Genomic DNA, 16,163 nt, shown 5'->3' with positions numbered 1-16,163 from the left:
GCTCGGCGACGGTCAGGAGGCGATGTTGAGCTCGTTGCCGGGGATCGAGGCGAGGAGGCGGCGCGTGTAGGGGTCACGGGGGTTCGTGAAGATCTCCTCCGACGACGCGGCCTCCACGAGCTTCCCGTCCTTCATCACGCACACGTAGTCGCTGATGAGCCGCACCACCGCGAGGTCGTGCGAGATGAACAGGTAGCTCAGCCCGTACTCGCGCTGGAGGTCGCCGAGCAGCCGCAGGATCTGGTCCTGCACGAGCACGTCGAGTGCCGACACGGGCTCGTCGCACACGATGAGATCCGGCGAGAGGGCCAGGGCCCGCGCGATCGCCACCCGCTGACGCTGCCCGCCGGACAGCTCGGACGGGTAGCGCCGCAGCATCGACTGCGGCAGCGCGACGTCGTCCAGGAGCTGTCGCACGCGCTTGCGCCGGTCCGCCCCGCTCCCCCGCTTGTAGAACTCCAGCGGCTCCGCGATCAGGCGCTCGATCGTGAACATGGGGTTCAGGCTGGAGTACGGATCCTGGAAGATCGGCTGCACCCGCTGCCGGAAGTCCTTCGTCTCCGCACGGCTCAGCGTCGAGATGTCCTTGCCCTCGTAGCGGATGAGGCCGCTCGTGGGCTCGATCACCTTGAGCAGCATGCGCGCGGTCGTGGTCTTGCCCGATCCGGACTCCCCCACGATCGCGACGGTCTCCCCGCGCGGGATCGCGAGCGAGACGTCGTCGACGGCGACGAAGTCCTCGTGCTTGCCACGCACGGGGTACACCTTCGTGAGGTTCTCGATCTCGACGATGTTGCCCTTCGACGAGCTCAGGGACCCAGGCCCCTCGTGGGTCGCTGAGCCTGTCGAAGCGCCCGCTGGGCCTGTCGACGCGTCGCGGACGAAGGCCTCGGGGCGCAGCCGCGCCACCGCCACCGACGGCGCCGCCTTCACCAGCGACTGGGTGTACGGGTGCTGCGGGTCCTCGAGGATCCGCCGCGCGGGGCCCTGCTCCACGACCTTGCCGCGGTGCATCACGATCACCCGCTCGGCCCGCTCGGCGGCGAGCCCGAGGTCGTGCGTGATGAGGAGCACGGCCGTCCCCAGCTCCCTCGTCATCTCGCCGATCTGGTCGAGGATGGTCTGCTGCACCGTCACGTCCAGGGCGCTGGTGGGCTCGTCGGCGATGAGCAGCCGCGGCTTGCACGCCAGCCCGATGGCGATGAGCGCCCGCTGGCGCATGCCGCCGGAGAACTCGTGCGGGTACTGCTTGGCCCGACGCTCCGGATCAGGAAGACCGGCGGCGGTCAGCGCCTCGACGACCTTGGCCTGCACGTTCTGCCGGGTGGCGAGGCCGTGGGCGAGAAGCGTCTCGGCGACCTGGGTGCCGATCTTCGCGACCGGGTTGAGGTTCGACATGGGGTCCTGCGGCACCAGGCCGATGTCCCGTCCTCGGATCGATCGCAGCTCGTTCTCGGAGGCACGGGAGATGTCGCGCCCGTCGAGCTTGATGCTGCCGGCGGCCACCTTCCCCCCGCCCGCGAGCAGCCCGATGATCGCCATCGCGGTGGTCGACTTGCCGGAACCGGACTCGCCGACGATCGCCACGGTCTCCCCCGGGCGGATCTCGAGGTCGACGCCCTCGACGGCGTGCACGACGCCGTCCATGGTGGCGAAGTCCACCGCCAGGCCCTCGACCGACAGCAGGGGCTCGTCCGCCATGCCGTTCTCCTTCGCGGCGCGCACGGCGCCCTCGTCGCGGATGTTCATCGTGCCCTCGTCCTCGGGTCCATGGCCTCACGCAGCGCCTCACCGAGCAGGGTGAAGCCGAGCGCGGTGACGGCGATGCAGATGCCGGGGAGGAACGCCAGCCACGGGGCGATCGCCAGCTCCGCCTGCGCGTACGTGAGCATGCGGCCCCACTCGGCCGTCGCGGGGCCGCCGCCGCCGAGACCGAGGAACGACAGCGCCGCCGCATCGATCACGGCGGTCGCGAGGGTCAGGGTGCCCTGCACGATCACGGGCCCGATCGCGTTCGGGAGGACGTGCGACATCGTGATCCGGCCGCGGCCGAGACCGAGCGTCTGCGCCGAGAGCACGTAGTCGCTGGAGCGCTGCTGGAGCATGGACGCCCGCAGCAGGCGCGCGAAGATCGGCACCTGGGAGGCCCCGATGGCGATCATCACGGCGTACGGCGTCTGTCCGAGGATCGCGGCGATCGACACCGCCAGCAGGAGGTTCGGCACCGAGAGGATGATGTCGACGACGCGCATGATGACGGTGTCGACCCAGCCGCCGAACGTGCCGGCGAGGAGCCCGAGGATCATGCCGCCGACGAGACCCATCGCGGTGGAGACCACGCCGATCAGCAGCGACGCCTGGGCGCCCCAGATGAGCTTGGACAGCACGTCGCCGCCGAACCGATCCAGACCGAGGGGGAACTGCGGCAGCTCCCCCGGGCCGGGGATGTGCGTCGGCGTGATCTCCTTCGCCCCGGGGAGCGCGGTCTCCGGGTACGGGGCGAGGACCGGCGCGAGCACCGCGACGAGGAGGAAGAGGAGCACGATGACGGCGCCGATCCACGCCGTCGGATTGCGGCGGAGCCGGCGGAACACGTCCCGCCAGAACCCGCCGCCGCTCTCCTTGAGGTCGGCCTGGGCGATGGCGACGGTGTCGATGCTCCCGCCGCTCTCGGCGGACGGCCCCTGTGCGGGAGGGAGGGCGATGCTCATGCGAGCGCCTCCTTTCGGATGAGGGAGGAGGACATCACTGCACTCTCACTCTCGGATCGATGAAGCTGTACGACACGTCCACGGCCAGGTTGATGAGGGCGTAGGCGATCGCGATGAAGATGATGAACCCCTGCAGCACCGGGAAGTCGCGCGTGAAGATGGCCCGCGCCAGGAACGACCCGATGCCGGGGAAGGCGAAGACCGTCTCGGTGAGCACCGCCCCGGAGATGAGCAGTCCGGTCTGCAGGCCGATCGTCGTGATGACGGGGAGCATGGCGTTCCGGAGGATGAACCGGCTGCGCAGCGTCGCCGAGCCCACGCCCTTCGCCCGTCCCGTGCGCACGTAGTCGGCGTTCTGCACCTCCAGCACGCTCGCCCTGGTGATGCGGACGATGATCGCGAGCGGGATGGTGCCGAGGGCGAGCGCCGGGAGGATCAGATGGAGGATCGCATCCCACGCGGCGTCGAACTCCCCCGTGATGATGCCGTCCCAGACGTAGAACCCCGTGGGATGGGTGGCATCGATCCGGGGATCCTGCCGACCGTCCGAGGGCAGCCACCCCAGCTGCACGGCGAAGACGTACTTGAGGATGAAGGCCAGGAAGAAGACCGGGATCGTGATGCCGATGAGGCTCAGCACGACCGACGCGTGATCGGTGAACTTGCCGTGGCGACGGGCAGCCCAGTATCCGAGCGGGATGCCGACGCCGATCGCGAAGATGAGCGCCGCGACGCTCAGCTCGATCGTCGCGGGGAAGCGGCGGAGGAACTCCTCCGTGACCGGCCGGTTGGTCTGGATGGACGTGCCGAAGTCGCCCTGCAGCAGCCGGGTGACCCAGATGAAGTACTGCTCGATGAGGGGCTTGTTGAAGCCGTAGAGCTCGTTGACCCTGGCGATGGCCTCCGGGGTGGCCTTCTCGCCGAGGAGGGCGACAGCGGGGCCGCCGGGGAGGGCCCTGACCCAGGCGAACAGCAGGATGCTGAGCCCGAACAGGGTGGGGATGAGGAACAGCAGTCGCCTGCCGATGGTGCGCAGCACAGAGTTCTCCGTCGATCAGAAGGTACGCCGTGCCCCGGTCCCGCGAGAGCGGAACCGGGGCTCGGCATATCAAATGGTCAGGCCTACTTCGTGAGGACGATGTCCGTGAAGACCTCGTCGTTCACCGGGCTGGCGGGGTAGCTCTCGACGCGCGGGTCGAAGGCGAGCGTCGGCGCGGGGTGCGCGAGCGGGACACCGGGGATGAACTCCGCGACCATCTCGTTGATGTCCTCGTAGAGCGCCGTCTGGTCGTCGAGGTTGGAGACCCCGCGCGCCTCGGTCAGCGCCTGGAACAGCTCCGGGTTGTCGAAGCCCCACTCGGAGCTCTTCTGGCCGAAGAACACGCCGACGAAGTTGTCGGTGTCGTTGTAGTCGCCGGTCCAGCCCAGCAGGTGGATGCCGTGGTCGGAAGTGCCGGTGGTGCGGTCGAGGTACTCGACCCACTCCTCGGAGACCGGGGTGGTCTCCACGCCGACCTCGGAGAGCTGCGACGACAGGACGGTGTAGATCTGCTCGGGGTCCGGCATGTACGGCCGCGAGACGTTGACCGGGTAGTTGAAGTCCAGCGCCAGCGGGTTGGCCTCGTCGTAGCCGGCCTCCGCGAGCAACTCCTTGGCCTTCTCCGGGTCGTAGTCGTAGGTCGTGACCTCGTCGTTGTAGCCGTTGACCACCGGCGGGACGAACTGCGTCGCCTTCTCGGTGCCCTCGGGGAGGACCTGGCTGATCAGGGCGTCCTTGTCGATCGCGTAGGACAGCGCCTCACGCACCTTCGGGTCCTGCAGCTCCGGGATGGCCTGGTTGAAGGCGAGGTAGAGGATCGTGAACGGGGGACGCGACACCATGGTGAAGTCGTCCTCCTCCAGGGCCTTCGTGTCGGCGGGGCCCACGAGGTCGTAGCCGTCGATGGAGCCCGACTCGAGCGCCTGGCGACGCGCCGTCGGGTCGTCGATGGTGCGGAAGATGATCTCGTCGATCTGTCCGGCCTCGCCCCAGTAGTCGCCGTAGGCCTTGAGCTTGACCTGCTCGCCCGGCGCCCACTCCTCGAACTGGTAGGGGCCTGTGCCGACCGGGTGGCCCATGGCGTACTCGGACAGCTGCGGGGCCTCGGCGGTGCCGCCGACCTCGTCCGCGCCGAACTCCTGCATGGCCGAGGGGCTCTGCATGCCGAAGGCCGGGAGCGACAGCGAGGCGATGAAGCCGGCGAACGGCTTGTTCAGCTCGATCGTGACGGAGTTCTCGCCGTCGGGCGTGCAGGACTTGTAGACCGCGTCCTCCGGGTTGGAGGCGTAGCCCTTGAAGAGCTTGTTGTAGTAGTAGCCGAAGGCCTCGGAGGCGGCGAGACCGGTCCAGTTGTACCAGCGGTCGAAGTTGGCGCAGACGGCCTCGGCGTTGAACGGCGTGCCGTCCTGGAAGGTCACGCCCTCCTTCAGCGCGAAGGTGTGGGACATGCCGTCCTCGGACGACTCCCACGACTCCGCCAGCAGCGGCGCCGGGTCGGCCGTGCCGGGCTCCGTGCCCACCAGACCCTCGAAGATCTGGCGGGAGACGCGGAAGGTCTCGCCGTCCTGCGCGAACGCCGGGTCGAGGCTCGCGGGATCCGACGAGGCGGCGAAGACGAAGGTGCCGTCGACGTCACCCGATCCTTCCGACCCGTTGTCCCCGCGCTCGCTGGCGACGCATCCGGCGAGTGCGAGAGCGGCGATGGTCGCTCCGGTGACGGCGGCGAGTCCTCGCCGAGGCATGGCTGACTGGTGCATGTGTGTATGACCTTCCCTGTCGGGCGCTTCCTTGCGCGTCTCCGGGCATCGTCGCCGCGGAGACGGTGATTCCTCGAAGGTACCCAGCGGTCCGGCGGATGCCAAGAGTCCGAGGTTGCGATCCGGTATCGACGCGGGGCCGCTCCTGATCCGGTAATGTCCAGAACGTGCCGGACACCACTCCCCGCGTCGTGTGCCTGGGCGAGGGCCTGGTCGCCCTCGTCGCCGCCACCGCCGGACCGCTCGAGACCTGCCGCACGTTCCACCGCTCCCTCGCCGGGGCCGAGTGGAACACCGCCATCGCGCTGGCCTCCGCGGGCATCCGCACCGCGGTCGTGTCCCGCGTCGGCGACGACGGCTTCGGACGCTTCCTCACCGCCGAGCTCCGTGCGCACGGCGTGGACGATCGGGCCGTGGAGGTCGACCCCGTCGCACCGACGGGGATCTACGTCAAGGAGCTCTCACCCCGGGCGGACGGCGCCGTGGAGGGGACAATGCACTACTACCGCGCCGGATCGGCCGCGGCGGCGCTGTCGCCGGCGTCGCTGGAGTCGTCCGTGGCGGTGGACCTGCTCGCCGCGGCGGCCCTCGTGCACACCTCCGGCATCACGCCCGCACTCTCGCCCTCCGCACGCGCCGCCCAGGAGGCCCTGGTCGCAGCCCCGCGACCAGGTCGTCTCGTCAGCTTCGATCTGAACTGGCGCCCCGCGCTGTGGCGGGGCCGGGAGGACGAGGGACGTGCCGTCCTCACCGATCTCGCCCACCGCGCCGACGTGCTGTTCTGCACCCGCCCCGACGCCGAGGCCGTGTTCGGGACGAGCGCGCCGGACGACCTGCGCACGCTGTTCCCCGAGCCGCGGTACCTGGTCGTGACCGACCCCTCCGGCGCCGTGGCGTTCGACGGCGCCGACCGTGCCGCGAGCGATGCCCTCGATACGCCGGTCGTGGAGACGATCGGGGCGGGCGACGCGTTCGCCGCCGGCTTCCTCGCCGGCGTCCTCACCGGCCTGACGCTGCACGGAAGCCTGGCTCGCGCCCACCGCATCGCGACGCGCGCGATCGCCAGCACGCGCGACCACGTCGACTGAGCAGGCGGCGGCTCAGTCCGCGGGGTGCCCGCGCCGTGGCGGGACCGCATCGTGCGTGCGCTGCAAGGACACCGCGACGTGCTCGCCCCGGTGCTGCACGATGCGCACGAAGAGCACGTCGATGAGCGCGAGCTGCGCGATCCGGCTCGACATGGCGGCCATCCGGAACGGCGACTCCTGGGCTTGGCTGAGGAGCACGACGTCGGCGAGGGCCGCGAGCGGGGAGTCGGCCGCGCTCGTCACGGCCACGGCAAGGGCGCCCGCGGCCCGGGCGACCTCCAGGGCGCGGACCGTCTCGGCCGTCTCGCCGCCGTGCGAGAAGGCGATCGCCACATCCGCGGAGGACCGCAATGCAGCCGCGGTGACCGCGAGATGCGGATCGGCCGAGTGGGTCACGGAGCAGCCGATCCGGGAGAGCTTGAGCTGGAGATCCTGCGCCGTCAGCGACGAGGCCGCCTGCCCGAACAGGTCGATGTGCCGGGCGACGACCACCGCCCGCGCCACCCGGTCGAGGGCGTCCGCATCCAGGGCCCTGGCCGTCTTCTCGATCGCGTCGATCTCCTGCGCAGCGAGCTTCGCGGCGATCGCGGCCGGGCCGTCGTCGCGGTCGATCGCCGTGGAGTCGAGTCCGAATCGGGCCTGCTGCGCCTGGGCCAGGGTGACCGCCCGCGCCACGGCGACCCTCAGCTCCCGGTAGCCGCTGTAGCCGAGCGACTGCGCGAAGCGGGCGACGGTCGACAGCGAGGTCTGGCAGAGCTGCGCGAGATCGTTGATCGCGAGGTCCACCACGAGGGTGGGGTCTCCGAGGATCCTCTCGGCGACGCGTCCCTCCGCCGCGCTGAGCTTGGGGAGGGAGCGCCGCACCACGGCCAGAACGTCGTCGTCCATGCGCTGATCCCGTCTCAACCGGTGGCGGTCGTCCTCTGTCGTGGCCGGAACCGGCCGAGGATCGCGTCCCGCGCGGTCTGGGCGCCGAGCCGGCTGGCGGCGCCGACCTCGACGGTCGGCAGCGGCAGCGGCTCCTGCACGGGCAGGCCGACGTTCACGACGACCGCACCCGGGTCTCGGAGCGCGGTCCGCTCGATCAGCGCCCGCTGCGCCGGCTCGGCATCCGGTCGATCCACGAGGACGACCGTCGTGCCGGTCGCCGCGGCGACCTCGTCGATCACGGCGTCCTGCTCGGCCACGGGGCGTGCGGCCACGTCGAGCCGCACCCGGATGCCGTCGCCCGCGAGCGCCTCCGCGACGTACGAGGCGGCGCTGTCCACCGCGAGCGTCGAGCGACGTCGGGCATCGATCACCGCCAGGGCCTCCGCGGCCTCGGGGACGGCGCCGGCGAGCGACACGGACCGACGGACGATCTCGGCGGCGTCGAACGCGGCGGCCTCCTCGTCCGAGGTCGCGCTCGCGCGCAACCGGGTGGCGAGGGCCGACACCCGCGCGGCGGCCTCCTCGACGCGCTCCCGGGAGAGCGAGCCGTCCCGCAGCGCGGCGACGATCCCGTCACGGGCGGCGAGGAAGTCGCGCCGGTCCTGGTCGGGAAGAGCGGCCTCGCCGGGGTTGGTCGGGTTGCCGATGCACAGCAGGTCGGCGCCGGCGGCCAGAGCGAGGGCGGCGCCCCCGCCGAGTCCGACGGTCTCGCGGATCGCGGCCATGTCCAGCGCGTCGGTGATGATGACGCCCCGGAAGCCCCACTCCCGAAGCATGCCGAGCACGCGCGGGTTGAGGGTGGCCGGCTGCGCGCCCCACGCGGGGACGACGATGTGCGCGGTCATGATCGCGTCCACCCCCGCCTCCACGGCGGCGCGGAACGGCTCGAGGTGCACGCGCTCGTACTCGGCGACGTCGAGCGCGATCTCGGGCAGTGCGTGGTGGGAGTCGAGGTGGGTGTCGCCATGGCCGGGGAAGTGCTTGACGCACGCAGCCACCCCGCCGTCCTGGATGCCGTCGACCGTGGCGACGACGTGTCGCGTCACCAGCGCCTCCTCGGACCCGAACGAGCGCACGCCGATCACGGGGTTGCGCGGGTCGGTGTTGACGTCGGCGACCGGACCGAGCACGACGTTCGCCCCGACGGCGCGCACGCGGCGGGCGAGTTCCGACCCGGTCCGCTCCGATGCGACGACGTCGTCGAGGGCGCCGAGCTGCGCGGCACCGGGGAGGGTGGAGCCGCTCCCGGACTCCAGGCGCGTGACGCTGCCGCCCTCCTCATCCACACCGATCAGGGCATCCGGGTTGGCGTCGAGGATCTGCGCGCTCAGCGCGGGCAGTCCCTCGCCGACGTTCTGGCCGAAGTACACGACGCCGGCCAGGCCCTCGCGCAGCTCCTCCACGAGCCAGGCGGGGGCCGTGGTGCCGAGGAATCCGGGCCAGAGCACGCCGTTCGCGAGGCGCTCGAGCTCGTCGGTCATCCCTTCACCGCCCCCGCGACCATGCCGGCGGAGAGCCGGCGCTGCACGATGACGAAGAAGATCATGACGGGCACGGTGATGATCGTCGAGGCGGCCATGATGCTGCCCCAGTCGTTGGAGTACAGGCCGAAGAACGACTTGAGGCCGATCGAGACCGTGTACTGGTCGGTCTGCGCGCCGAGGATCGTCATGGCGAAGATGAACTCGTTCCACGCCGTGATGAAGCTGAAGATGCTCGTCGCGACGAGACCGGGCATCACGAGCGGCAGCAGGATCGAGCGGAACATCCGCCACCAGCTCGCGCCGTCGATGTAGGCGGCCTCCTCGAGCTCGACCGGGACGGCCGCGACGAAGCCGCGCAGCATCCAGATGCCGAACGCGAGCGACAGCGCCACGTAGACGACCATGAGGCCGATGATGCTGTTGAGCAGACCGAGGCTCTTCACCTGGAGGAACAGCGGGATGACGAGTGCCTCGAGCGGCACCATCTGCACCACGAGGATCATCATCAGCACCGTGGTGCGGAACTTGAAGCGGAAGCGCGCGACGGCGACCGCCGCGAGCAGGCAGACGATGGCGCTGACGAGCACCGTGACGAGGGCGACGATCGCCGAGTTGCGCAGGTACGTGCCGAAGCCGCCCTCGGTGAGCACGAAGGCGAAGTTGTCCCACGTGAACTCCTGCGGGAGGAGCGACTGCCCGCCGCTGGATGCCTTGGCGTCGAACGCGCTGGAGACCATCCAGTAGACGGGGAACAGGGTGAAGACGAGGACGGCGGCGACGCCGATGCCGAGTCCGATGCGCGACCGGAGCCTGGGGCGGGGGTTCACAGCTCGTCCTCCTTCATGAGGGAGCGGATGTAGACGATCGTGATGCCGATCAGCACGAGGGTCAGCAGCACGGCCAGCGCGGCGCCGAATCCGTAGCGGTTCTGACCGAACGACTCCACGTACGACCACACGCCGAGGTTGAGCACCTGGCGGTTGCCGCCGCTGCCGCCGGGCATGAGGTAGACCTGCGCGAAGACCTTGAAGTCCCAGATCGTCGACAGGATGATGACGACGGAGAAGACGGGCTTGAGCGTCGGGAAGATGATCTTCCAGAAGCGGCGCCATGCGCCGGCCCCATCGAGCGCCGCCGCCTCGAGCATCTCCTTCGAGACGCCCAGGAGCCCGGCGAGCACGGTGATGGCCACGAACGGGAAGCCGTGGTGGACGACGTTCAGCAGCACGATCGCGTAGAACGACCACTGGTTGGTGAACCAGTTGACCTGGCCATCGATGAGGCCGAGGTCCTGCAGGACGCTGTTGAAGATGCCGCGGTCGGCATCGAAGATGAAGGTCCAGACGTACGTGCCGGTCACGGCGGGCATCGCCCACGCGACCATGATGCAGCTGGAGACGATGGTGCGCCACACGGTACCCAGGCGCGCCAGCAGCAGCGCGACGAGGGTTCCGAGTGCGACGGTGGTGAACACCGCGACGGCCGCGAAGCCGACCGTGTTGGGGAGCACCACCGTCCACAGGGTCGGATTGGTGAGCGCCTCGGCGTAGTTGGCCAGCCCGATCCAGTTGCTCTCACCGGTGTTGATCTCGCGCAGACCGTAGTCCTGCAGCGAGTAGAGGAACACCTGCACGAGCGGCCAGAGCATGAGCCCCGCGAGGATGATCAGCCCGGGGGCGAGGAGGAGCCAGGGGCGGGCCGTGACGATCGAGAGACCGCGACGCTTCCGGCCGCCGGCCACGGAGGCGGAGGAGGGCTCCGCCTCCGTGGCCGGCAGTGGCGCTTGCACCATCGACATGGAAGGAATGGTTCCTTACTGGTTGAGCAGTTCGGTCATCTCGGCGGCGGCGTCCTTCGTCGCGGTCGCGACGTCCTTCTGCCCGCTGAGGATGGCCTGGATCATGGCGTTGGTGGTCTTCTTCGCCTGCACGGCGCCGAAGTTCGGCGTGACCGGGACGGACGCGCCGCCGTCGACCATCTGCTCGGCGAACGGAGCGACGAGCGGGTCGGTCGAGGCAAGGGCCTCCTCCATCGCGGACTGGACGCCCGGGAAGTAGCCGGTCTCGTCGGACCACTGCTCGGCGAACTCACCGGTGGTCATGAGCTTGACGAACTCCCACGCGAGGTCGGCGTTCTTCGTGGTGTTGAACACCGACAGGTGCGAGCCGCCGAGCACGGACGGAGCGATGCCGCCGTCCTGGCCGGGGATCACGGCGGCGCCGATCTTGCCCTCGAGCTCGGGGTTGGCCTCGATGAGGGCGTTCGGCGTCCAGGAGCCGGAGAGCATCATCGCGACGTTGCCCTGCGTGAAGGCGTCCCGGAGGTCGGTCTCCTTCCACGTGGTCGCACCGGCCGACGAGAAGCCGTGCTCGGTGGCCAGGCCCGTGTAGAACTCGATGCCGGCCTGCGACTCGGCGCTGTCGAGCTCGCTGGTCCAGGTGTCGCCGTCCTTCGTGGCGATCTCGCCGCCGGCGCCCCAGACCCAGGGGTAGACCTGGAACTCGGCGTCACCCGCGACGGGGAAGGGCAGCATGTCGGGCTTGGCGGCCTTGATGGCCTCACCCGCGGCGACGATGTCGTCCCAGGTCTTCGGGGCCTCGAGACCGAGCTCCTCGAAGACGTCGGTGCGGTAGACGATGGAGCGGACACCCGCGTACCACGGCATGCCGTACAGCTCGTCCTCGTAGGTACCGGCGACGGCGAGGCCCTCGACGAGGTCGTCGCGCAGGCCGTCCTCGGCGTCGACGTACTCGTCGAGCGGCTCGAGCGCGCCGGCGTCGGCGAACTCCGCAGTCCAGGTGGTGCCGGTCTCGGCGATGTCCGGGGTGGTGCCACCGGCGATCGAGGTGACGAAGCGGTCGTGGGCGTCGGCCCACTGGATCTCCTCGATGGTGACCTTCGCTCCGGTCTCCTCCTCGAAGGCGTCCGAGACCTTGTCGTAGAAGGCGGTCGCGTCGGGGTTGGTCCCCTTCATGATCCAGACCGTCAGCTCCTGGCCCTCGCCATTGGTCGAGCCGTTGTCGCCGCTGCCGCCGGCGCAGCCGGCCAGAGCGATCGTGGCAGCGGCGCCGAGCGCCACCGCCGGAAGAATGCGCTTGTGCATGGGGGGATCTCCTCTTTGAAAGTCCAGGTGTGCATCGGGTGCGTACCGGGGATAGGAAAAAGTATTCACGACTAACTAATTCCCTGCAAGTTCCTCCCAGAATCGTCATACCCCCGTAACATCACGCCTCCGGGGTAGGCTCCCCGCATGCCCCGCCGTGGATCAGACGCCGACCGCCCTCCGCTCCCCCGGCACGCACCGCCGTCGACGCGCGGCCGGACCTCTCGGGTCCTGCGGGGCCTCGCGATCGGGCTCGCCGTCGCCCTCGTCTCCACCGCGGCGGTCGCGGGATTCCTCGTCTGGGACGTGTTCAACCGCGTGGGCGACGGGGCCGTCACCCTGGAGGGCGCCCCGCAGGTCGACCCGCCCACCCTCGGCGCGTATCCCGACGACAAAGCCTTCAGCCTCCTCATCGTGGGGACGGACGAGTGCGGCCCGAAGGCCACCGCACTCTTCGACGAGCGCTGCGCCGAGGCGGACGGACTCAGCCGGAACGACGTGAACCTCCTCGTGCACGTCTCCGCCGCACCCCGGAACGTGACCGTCGTCTCGCTCCCCCGCGACCTCGGCGTCCCCGTACCGGAGTGCACCCGTGAGGACGGCTCCGTCGCATCCGCGATGGAGAAGGCATCGATGAACTCGCTGTTCGAGCACGCCGGCCTCTCCTGCATCGCGAAGACCGTGAGCGAACTGGGTGACATCCCCGTGGAGTTCGCCGCCAAGATCAGCTTCGACGGTGTCATGGCCGTCACCGACGCGATCGGCGGCGTCGAGGTCTGCATCGCCGGCGACGGCATCCGCGATCGTCACACCGGCATCGACTGGCCGGCGGGCCTGCGGACGGTCTCGGGCGTGGAGGCCCTCCAGTTCATCCGCACCCGGCACGGCGTGGGGGACGAGAGCGACCTCGCGCGCATCTCCAACCAGCAGCAGTACATGTCGCGGCTGGCCAAGAAGGTGCTCAGCGAGGACACTCTGACCGACATCCCCAAGGTGCTTCGACTGACGAACGCCATCGCCGACAACATCGATCCCAGCGACGAGCTCGCCGACCCGCTGCGCCTTGCCCAGCTCGCACTCGCCCTCAAGGATGTGAACTTCAGCGACTTCGTGTTCGTGCAGTACCCGAACGTCGTCGACCCGTTCGACGACGACAAGGTCGTGCCGGACGAGGAGGCCGCGGCCGCGCTGTGGGACGCGGTGCGCGCCGGCCGCCCCCTGCAGCTCACCGGCGACGTGACGACCCATCGCGGCGTGGAATTGGTCACCCCCGCACCCACGGCGCCGGAGACGCAGGAGACGCCGGAGACGGAATCCACTCCCGAGGCGAGCGCCACGCCGGACGCGCGCGCGACGCTCCCGCCGGAGGTGTCGGGTCAGACCCTCGAGCAGGAGACCTGCGCGGTGGGCAACCAGCGCTGACCACCGCGCCCGCGGCGTAGGCTCGACAGCATGGGACGGACGCGATCACGGGACGCCGAGCACCCGCAGGCCCGCCTCGACCACGGTGGTCTCGCCCGCATCGTCCCCTCGGAGTTCACGAGCGGCTTCGAGCTCGTCGTGGACGACACCCCGCAGTCGCACGTCGACCTCGACGATCCCACGCACCTGCACTTCGAGTACATCGTGCGGATGGGGGCGGTGATCGACCAGCTCCGCCCCGGTCCGCTCACCGCGGTGCACCTCGGCGCCGGGGCCCTCACCATCCCTCGGTACATCGACGCGACCCGCCCCGGGTCACGCCAGCAGGTCATCGAGCTGGAGGCCCCGCTGGTGCAGCTCGTCCGCGAGCACCTCCCGCTGCCCAAGGGGGCGGCCATCCGGCTGCGCATCGGCGATGCGAGGGAGGGGGTCCGTAAGCTTCCGGCGGCCCTGCACAGCGCCTGCGACCTCGTCGTCTCGGATGTGTACTCGGGCGCGCAGACGCCCGCTCACCTCACGAGCGTGGAGTTCTACCGGGAGCTCGCCGCGCTGCTCGCGCCGGGCGGCGTCCTGCTCGTCAACGTCGCCGACGGTCCCGGTCTCGCGTTCGCCCGCCGACAGGCCGCAACCATCGCCGAGGTCCTTCCCGAGATCGGGATCCTCGCCGACACCCAGGTGCTCAAGGGCCGCCGCTTCGGCAACCTCGTGGTGGCGGCCTCCGCCGCCCCTCTCCCGACGGAGTGGCTGCCGCGGATGCTCGCCGCGGGTCCGCATCCCGCGAAGATCGCCCAGGGGGACGAGGCCCGCGCCTTCCTCCAGGGCGCCCGGATCGTCACGGACGCCGACGCCGTCGCGTCCCCGCGACCCGATGCCTCGCTGTTCCTCCGCTGACGTGGCGCGCCGCCCCGAGGAGCGCGGAAGCGGCAGGCAGACTGGACGGGGACAGGTGCGGGGACGCGCGGAAGGAGAGCAATGAGTTTGATCCGGGGATACGACCAGGAGAGCCTCCGCGAACAGGTCGATCTCGACGAGTGCGCGGCACGCCTGGCCGAGATCGAGGAGCAGCGCAGCCTTCCCGCCCTGCTGGAGCGGGTCTGGCTGCTGAAGGTGCTGGGACGCCTCGACGACGCCCTCGCGCTCGCCGACGAAGCCGTGCGGCAGGCCCGGATGGCCGGCACCCGCAAGGACGTGCTCCGCGCCCGTGTGCTGCACGCGACGATCCTGCAGTACCGGGGCGCATACGCCGCGGCCGAGCAGGAGCTGGCGACCTGCGCCGCGGAGGCGGAGGGGCAGCGCTGGCTGTCGATCGCCGCTTTCGCCTATCAGCACCACGGCAAGAACGCCTACGACGCCGAGGACTACGAGACCGCGCGGGAGAGCTTCAAGCAGTCGCTGTTCCTGCGGCGCGAGTCCGGCGCGGAGGACCGGGAGCTGGAGACCGTGCTCCTCGCCATCGAGGCCGTGGAGCGCCGTCGTCCGGCACAGCTCGTCGCCGGCTGACGCCGATGCGCCCGAGTGTCCGCGGCATGCCTTAGCCTGAGCGCATGGCGGAACTTGACCGCGTGCGCGTCTGGGGCGAGGCACTGATCCGGTTGCATCTCGACGACAGCTGGTCGTTCGACTTCGACCATGCCAAGCGTCGCGCCGGCCAGTGCGACTACACACGCAAGCGCATCACCGTATCGCGGTATCTCGCCGCCCGCTTCGAGGACGACGAGATCCATCAGGTGCTCCTGCACGAGGTGGCCCACGCCCTCGCCGGGCACCAGGCCGCCCACGGCCCCACCTGGAAGCGCGTGGCCCGCGACCTGGGCTATGTCGGCGGCACGACGCACCGCGGGGAGACCGCCGTCGAGCTCGCTCCGTGGGTGGGCCGCTGCCCGGCCGGTCATGTCACGTATCGACACCGCCGCCCGAGCCGGGCCACGTCCTGCGCCCGCTGCTCCCGCACGTTCGATGCCCAGCACCTGTTCGCCTGGACGCGTCGCGAGATCACGACCGACGCCCGCCTCGCCGCGCAGGCTCCGCGCTGAGGGCCGAGGGAGCGGGGCCGCCGCTCCCGCTTCAGTCGGAGGAGCCGCCGGAATGCGGCCTTTCCTCGGAAGCGGAGGTGTCCCCCTCGGCAGGCGTGGCGTCCTCCGCGTCCGCGTCAGCGTCCGTCGGAGCAGGCTCCGCGGCTGCGTCCGGGTCCGCCGCGGAGTCGACAGACGCGGGAAGTCCTGTTCCGCTCTCGGTCTCGGTCTCGCGAGGGCTGCGGCGTCGACGGACGAGCGCGGCGAGACCACGCCAGCCGAGCAGGAACGCGCCGAGCACGAGCGTCGCCACGATGACGAAGGGCAGCTCCGCGGTGTCGCCGCTGACCAGCCGCAGCAGCATCCCGGCGACGACCGTCACCGCCCAGACCACCGCGCCCCACGGCAGCGACCACGGCCGACGCGGCCGTCCGGGGAGCAGCAGCGCGGCGGCGTGTCCCAGCAGCAGGGCCACGAGGAAGGGCCAGGCCGTGAGGAGGAACCCTGCCGGGTCCTCCTGGTGGGAAGCGCGCCCGATGGCGGCGAAGACGAGGACGAGGACGGCATCGACGAGGAGAGCGGGGAGGAACCTCATTCCTCGACCCTACGCGGATCGC

General features: G+C 70.4%; 15 protein-coding genes. 5 read left to right on the top strand and 10 right to left on the bottom strand.

The window, feature by feature from the left end; translation table 11 throughout:
- Positions 1-12 precede the first annotated feature (12 nt).
- From C6C15_RS03900 to C6C15_RS03885, 4 genes are all read right to left on the bottom strand, one after another.
- The gene (locus C6C15_RS03900; protein WP_105949322.1) at positions 13-1,749 is read right to left on the bottom strand and encodes an ABC transporter ATP-binding protein; all 1,737 of its coding nucleotides are present in this window, start codon (positions 1,747-1,749) and stop codon (positions 13-15) included.
- Positions 1,746-2,711: an ABC transporter permease gene (locus tag C6C15_RS03895; protein ID WP_025104413.1), complete on the bottom strand. Its 966-nt coding sequence runs from the start codon at positions 2,709-2,711 to the stop codon at positions 1,746-1,748. Before C6C15_RS03895 ends, C6C15_RS03900 begins: the two co-directional genes overlap by 4 nt.
- Positions 2,712-2,745: 34 nt before the next feature.
- Complete coding sequence (locus tag C6C15_RS03890; RefSeq protein WP_060922593.1) at positions 2,746-3,750, bottom strand: ABC transporter permease; 1,005 nt, start codon at positions 3,748-3,750, stop codon at positions 2,746-2,748.
- Positions 3,751-3,833: 83 nt separating this feature from the next.
- Positions 3,834-5,507 (bottom strand): ABC transporter substrate-binding protein, encoded by a 1,674-nt coding sequence (locus C6C15_RS03885; protein ID WP_105949321.1) that lies wholly within the window; start codon positions 5,505-5,507, stop codon positions 3,834-3,836.
- 167 nt (positions 5,508-5,674) lie between these two features.
- On the opposite strand from C6C15_RS03885, the gene C6C15_RS03880 reads away from it, so the two are divergent.
- On the top strand, positions 5,675-6,595 hold the full coding sequence (locus C6C15_RS03880; protein ID WP_060922595.1) for a sugar kinase: 921 nt from the start codon (positions 5,675-5,677) through the stop codon (positions 6,593-6,595).
- A gap of 12 nt (positions 6,596-6,607) precedes the next feature.
- Here C6C15_RS03880 and C6C15_RS03875 read toward each other — a convergent pair whose 3' ends face one another.
- From C6C15_RS03875 to C6C15_RS03855, 5 genes are read right to left on the bottom strand one after another with little or no spacing between them, the layout of a single operon-like run.
- Positions 6,608-7,483 carry a MurR/RpiR family transcriptional regulator gene (locus C6C15_RS03875; RefSeq protein ID WP_025104417.1) on the bottom strand — a complete coding sequence of 292 codons (876 nt, stop codon included), beginning with the start codon at positions 7,481-7,483 and terminating at the stop codon, positions 6,608-6,610.
- A 14-nt stretch (positions 7,484-7,497) separates the two neighbouring features.
- Positions 7,498-9,006 carry a glycoside hydrolase family 3 protein gene (locus C6C15_RS03870; RefSeq protein WP_105949320.1) on the bottom strand — a complete coding sequence of 503 codons (1,509 nt, stop codon included), beginning with the start codon at positions 9,004-9,006 and terminating at the stop codon, positions 7,498-7,500.
- Positions 9,003-9,836, bottom strand: coding sequence for a carbohydrate ABC transporter permease (locus C6C15_RS03865; RefSeq protein WP_025104419.1), 834 nt, complete (start codon positions 9,834-9,836; stop codon positions 9,003-9,005). Before C6C15_RS03865 ends, C6C15_RS03870 begins: the two co-directional genes overlap by 4 nt.
- Positions 9,833-10,807, bottom strand: a complete 975-nt coding sequence (locus C6C15_RS03860) for a carbohydrate ABC transporter permease (protein WP_105949319.1) — start codon at positions 10,805-10,807, stop codon at positions 9,833-9,835. The genes C6C15_RS03865 and C6C15_RS03860 overlap by 4 nt, the downstream gene beginning before the upstream one ends.
- Before the next feature lie 15 nt (positions 10,808-10,822).
- The gene (locus C6C15_RS03855) at positions 10,823-12,112 is read right to left on the bottom strand and encodes a sugar ABC transporter substrate-binding protein (protein WP_105949318.1); all 1,290 of its coding nucleotides are present in this window, start codon (positions 12,110-12,112) and stop codon (positions 10,823-10,825) included.
- A gap of 147 nt (positions 12,113-12,259) precedes the next feature.
- On the opposite strand from C6C15_RS03855, the gene C6C15_RS03850 reads away from it, so the two are divergent.
- The 4 genes from C6C15_RS03850 to C6C15_RS03835 all read left to right on the top strand — a co-directional run bounded on the left by C6C15_RS03850 (position 12,260) and on the right by C6C15_RS03835 (position 15,567).
- A complete protein-coding gene (locus tag C6C15_RS03850) occupies positions 12,260-13,534 on the top strand; it encodes an LCP family protein (protein ID WP_105949317.1) in 1,275 nt (424 codons plus the stop codon).
- A gap of 30 nt (positions 13,535-13,564) precedes the next feature.
- Entirely contained in the window at positions 13,565-14,425 is an 861-nt protein-coding gene (locus C6C15_RS03845; protein ID WP_105949316.1) for a spermidine synthase, read from the top strand.
- Between the two features lie 81 nt (positions 14,426-14,506).
- Complete coding sequence (locus tag C6C15_RS03840) at positions 14,507-15,034, top strand: hypothetical protein (protein WP_105949315.1); 528 nt, start codon at positions 14,507-14,509, stop codon at positions 15,032-15,034.
- Positions 15,035-15,078: 44 nt separating this feature from the next.
- Entirely contained in the window at positions 15,079-15,567 is a 489-nt protein-coding gene (locus C6C15_RS03835) for a SprT-like domain-containing protein (RefSeq protein WP_060922339.1), read from the top strand.
- Positions 15,568-15,598: 31 nt separating this feature from the next.
- On the opposite strand, the gene C6C15_RS03830 is transcribed toward C6C15_RS03835, so the two are convergent.
- Positions 15,599-16,141 (bottom strand): DUF3054 domain-containing protein, encoded by a 543-nt coding sequence (locus tag C6C15_RS03830; protein ID WP_105949314.1) that lies wholly within the window; start codon positions 16,139-16,141, stop codon positions 15,599-15,601.
- Between the last annotated feature and the right edge of the window lie 22 nt (positions 16,142-16,163).

Source organism: Microbacterium sp. str. 'China' (assembly GCF_002993305.1).
Lineage (GTDB): Bacteria > Actinomycetota > Actinomycetes > Actinomycetales > Microbacteriaceae > Microbacterium > Microbacterium paraoxydans.
The sequence above is the reverse complement of the archived record's forward strand: the minus strand, read 5'-3'. Positions and strand labels throughout refer to the sequence as shown.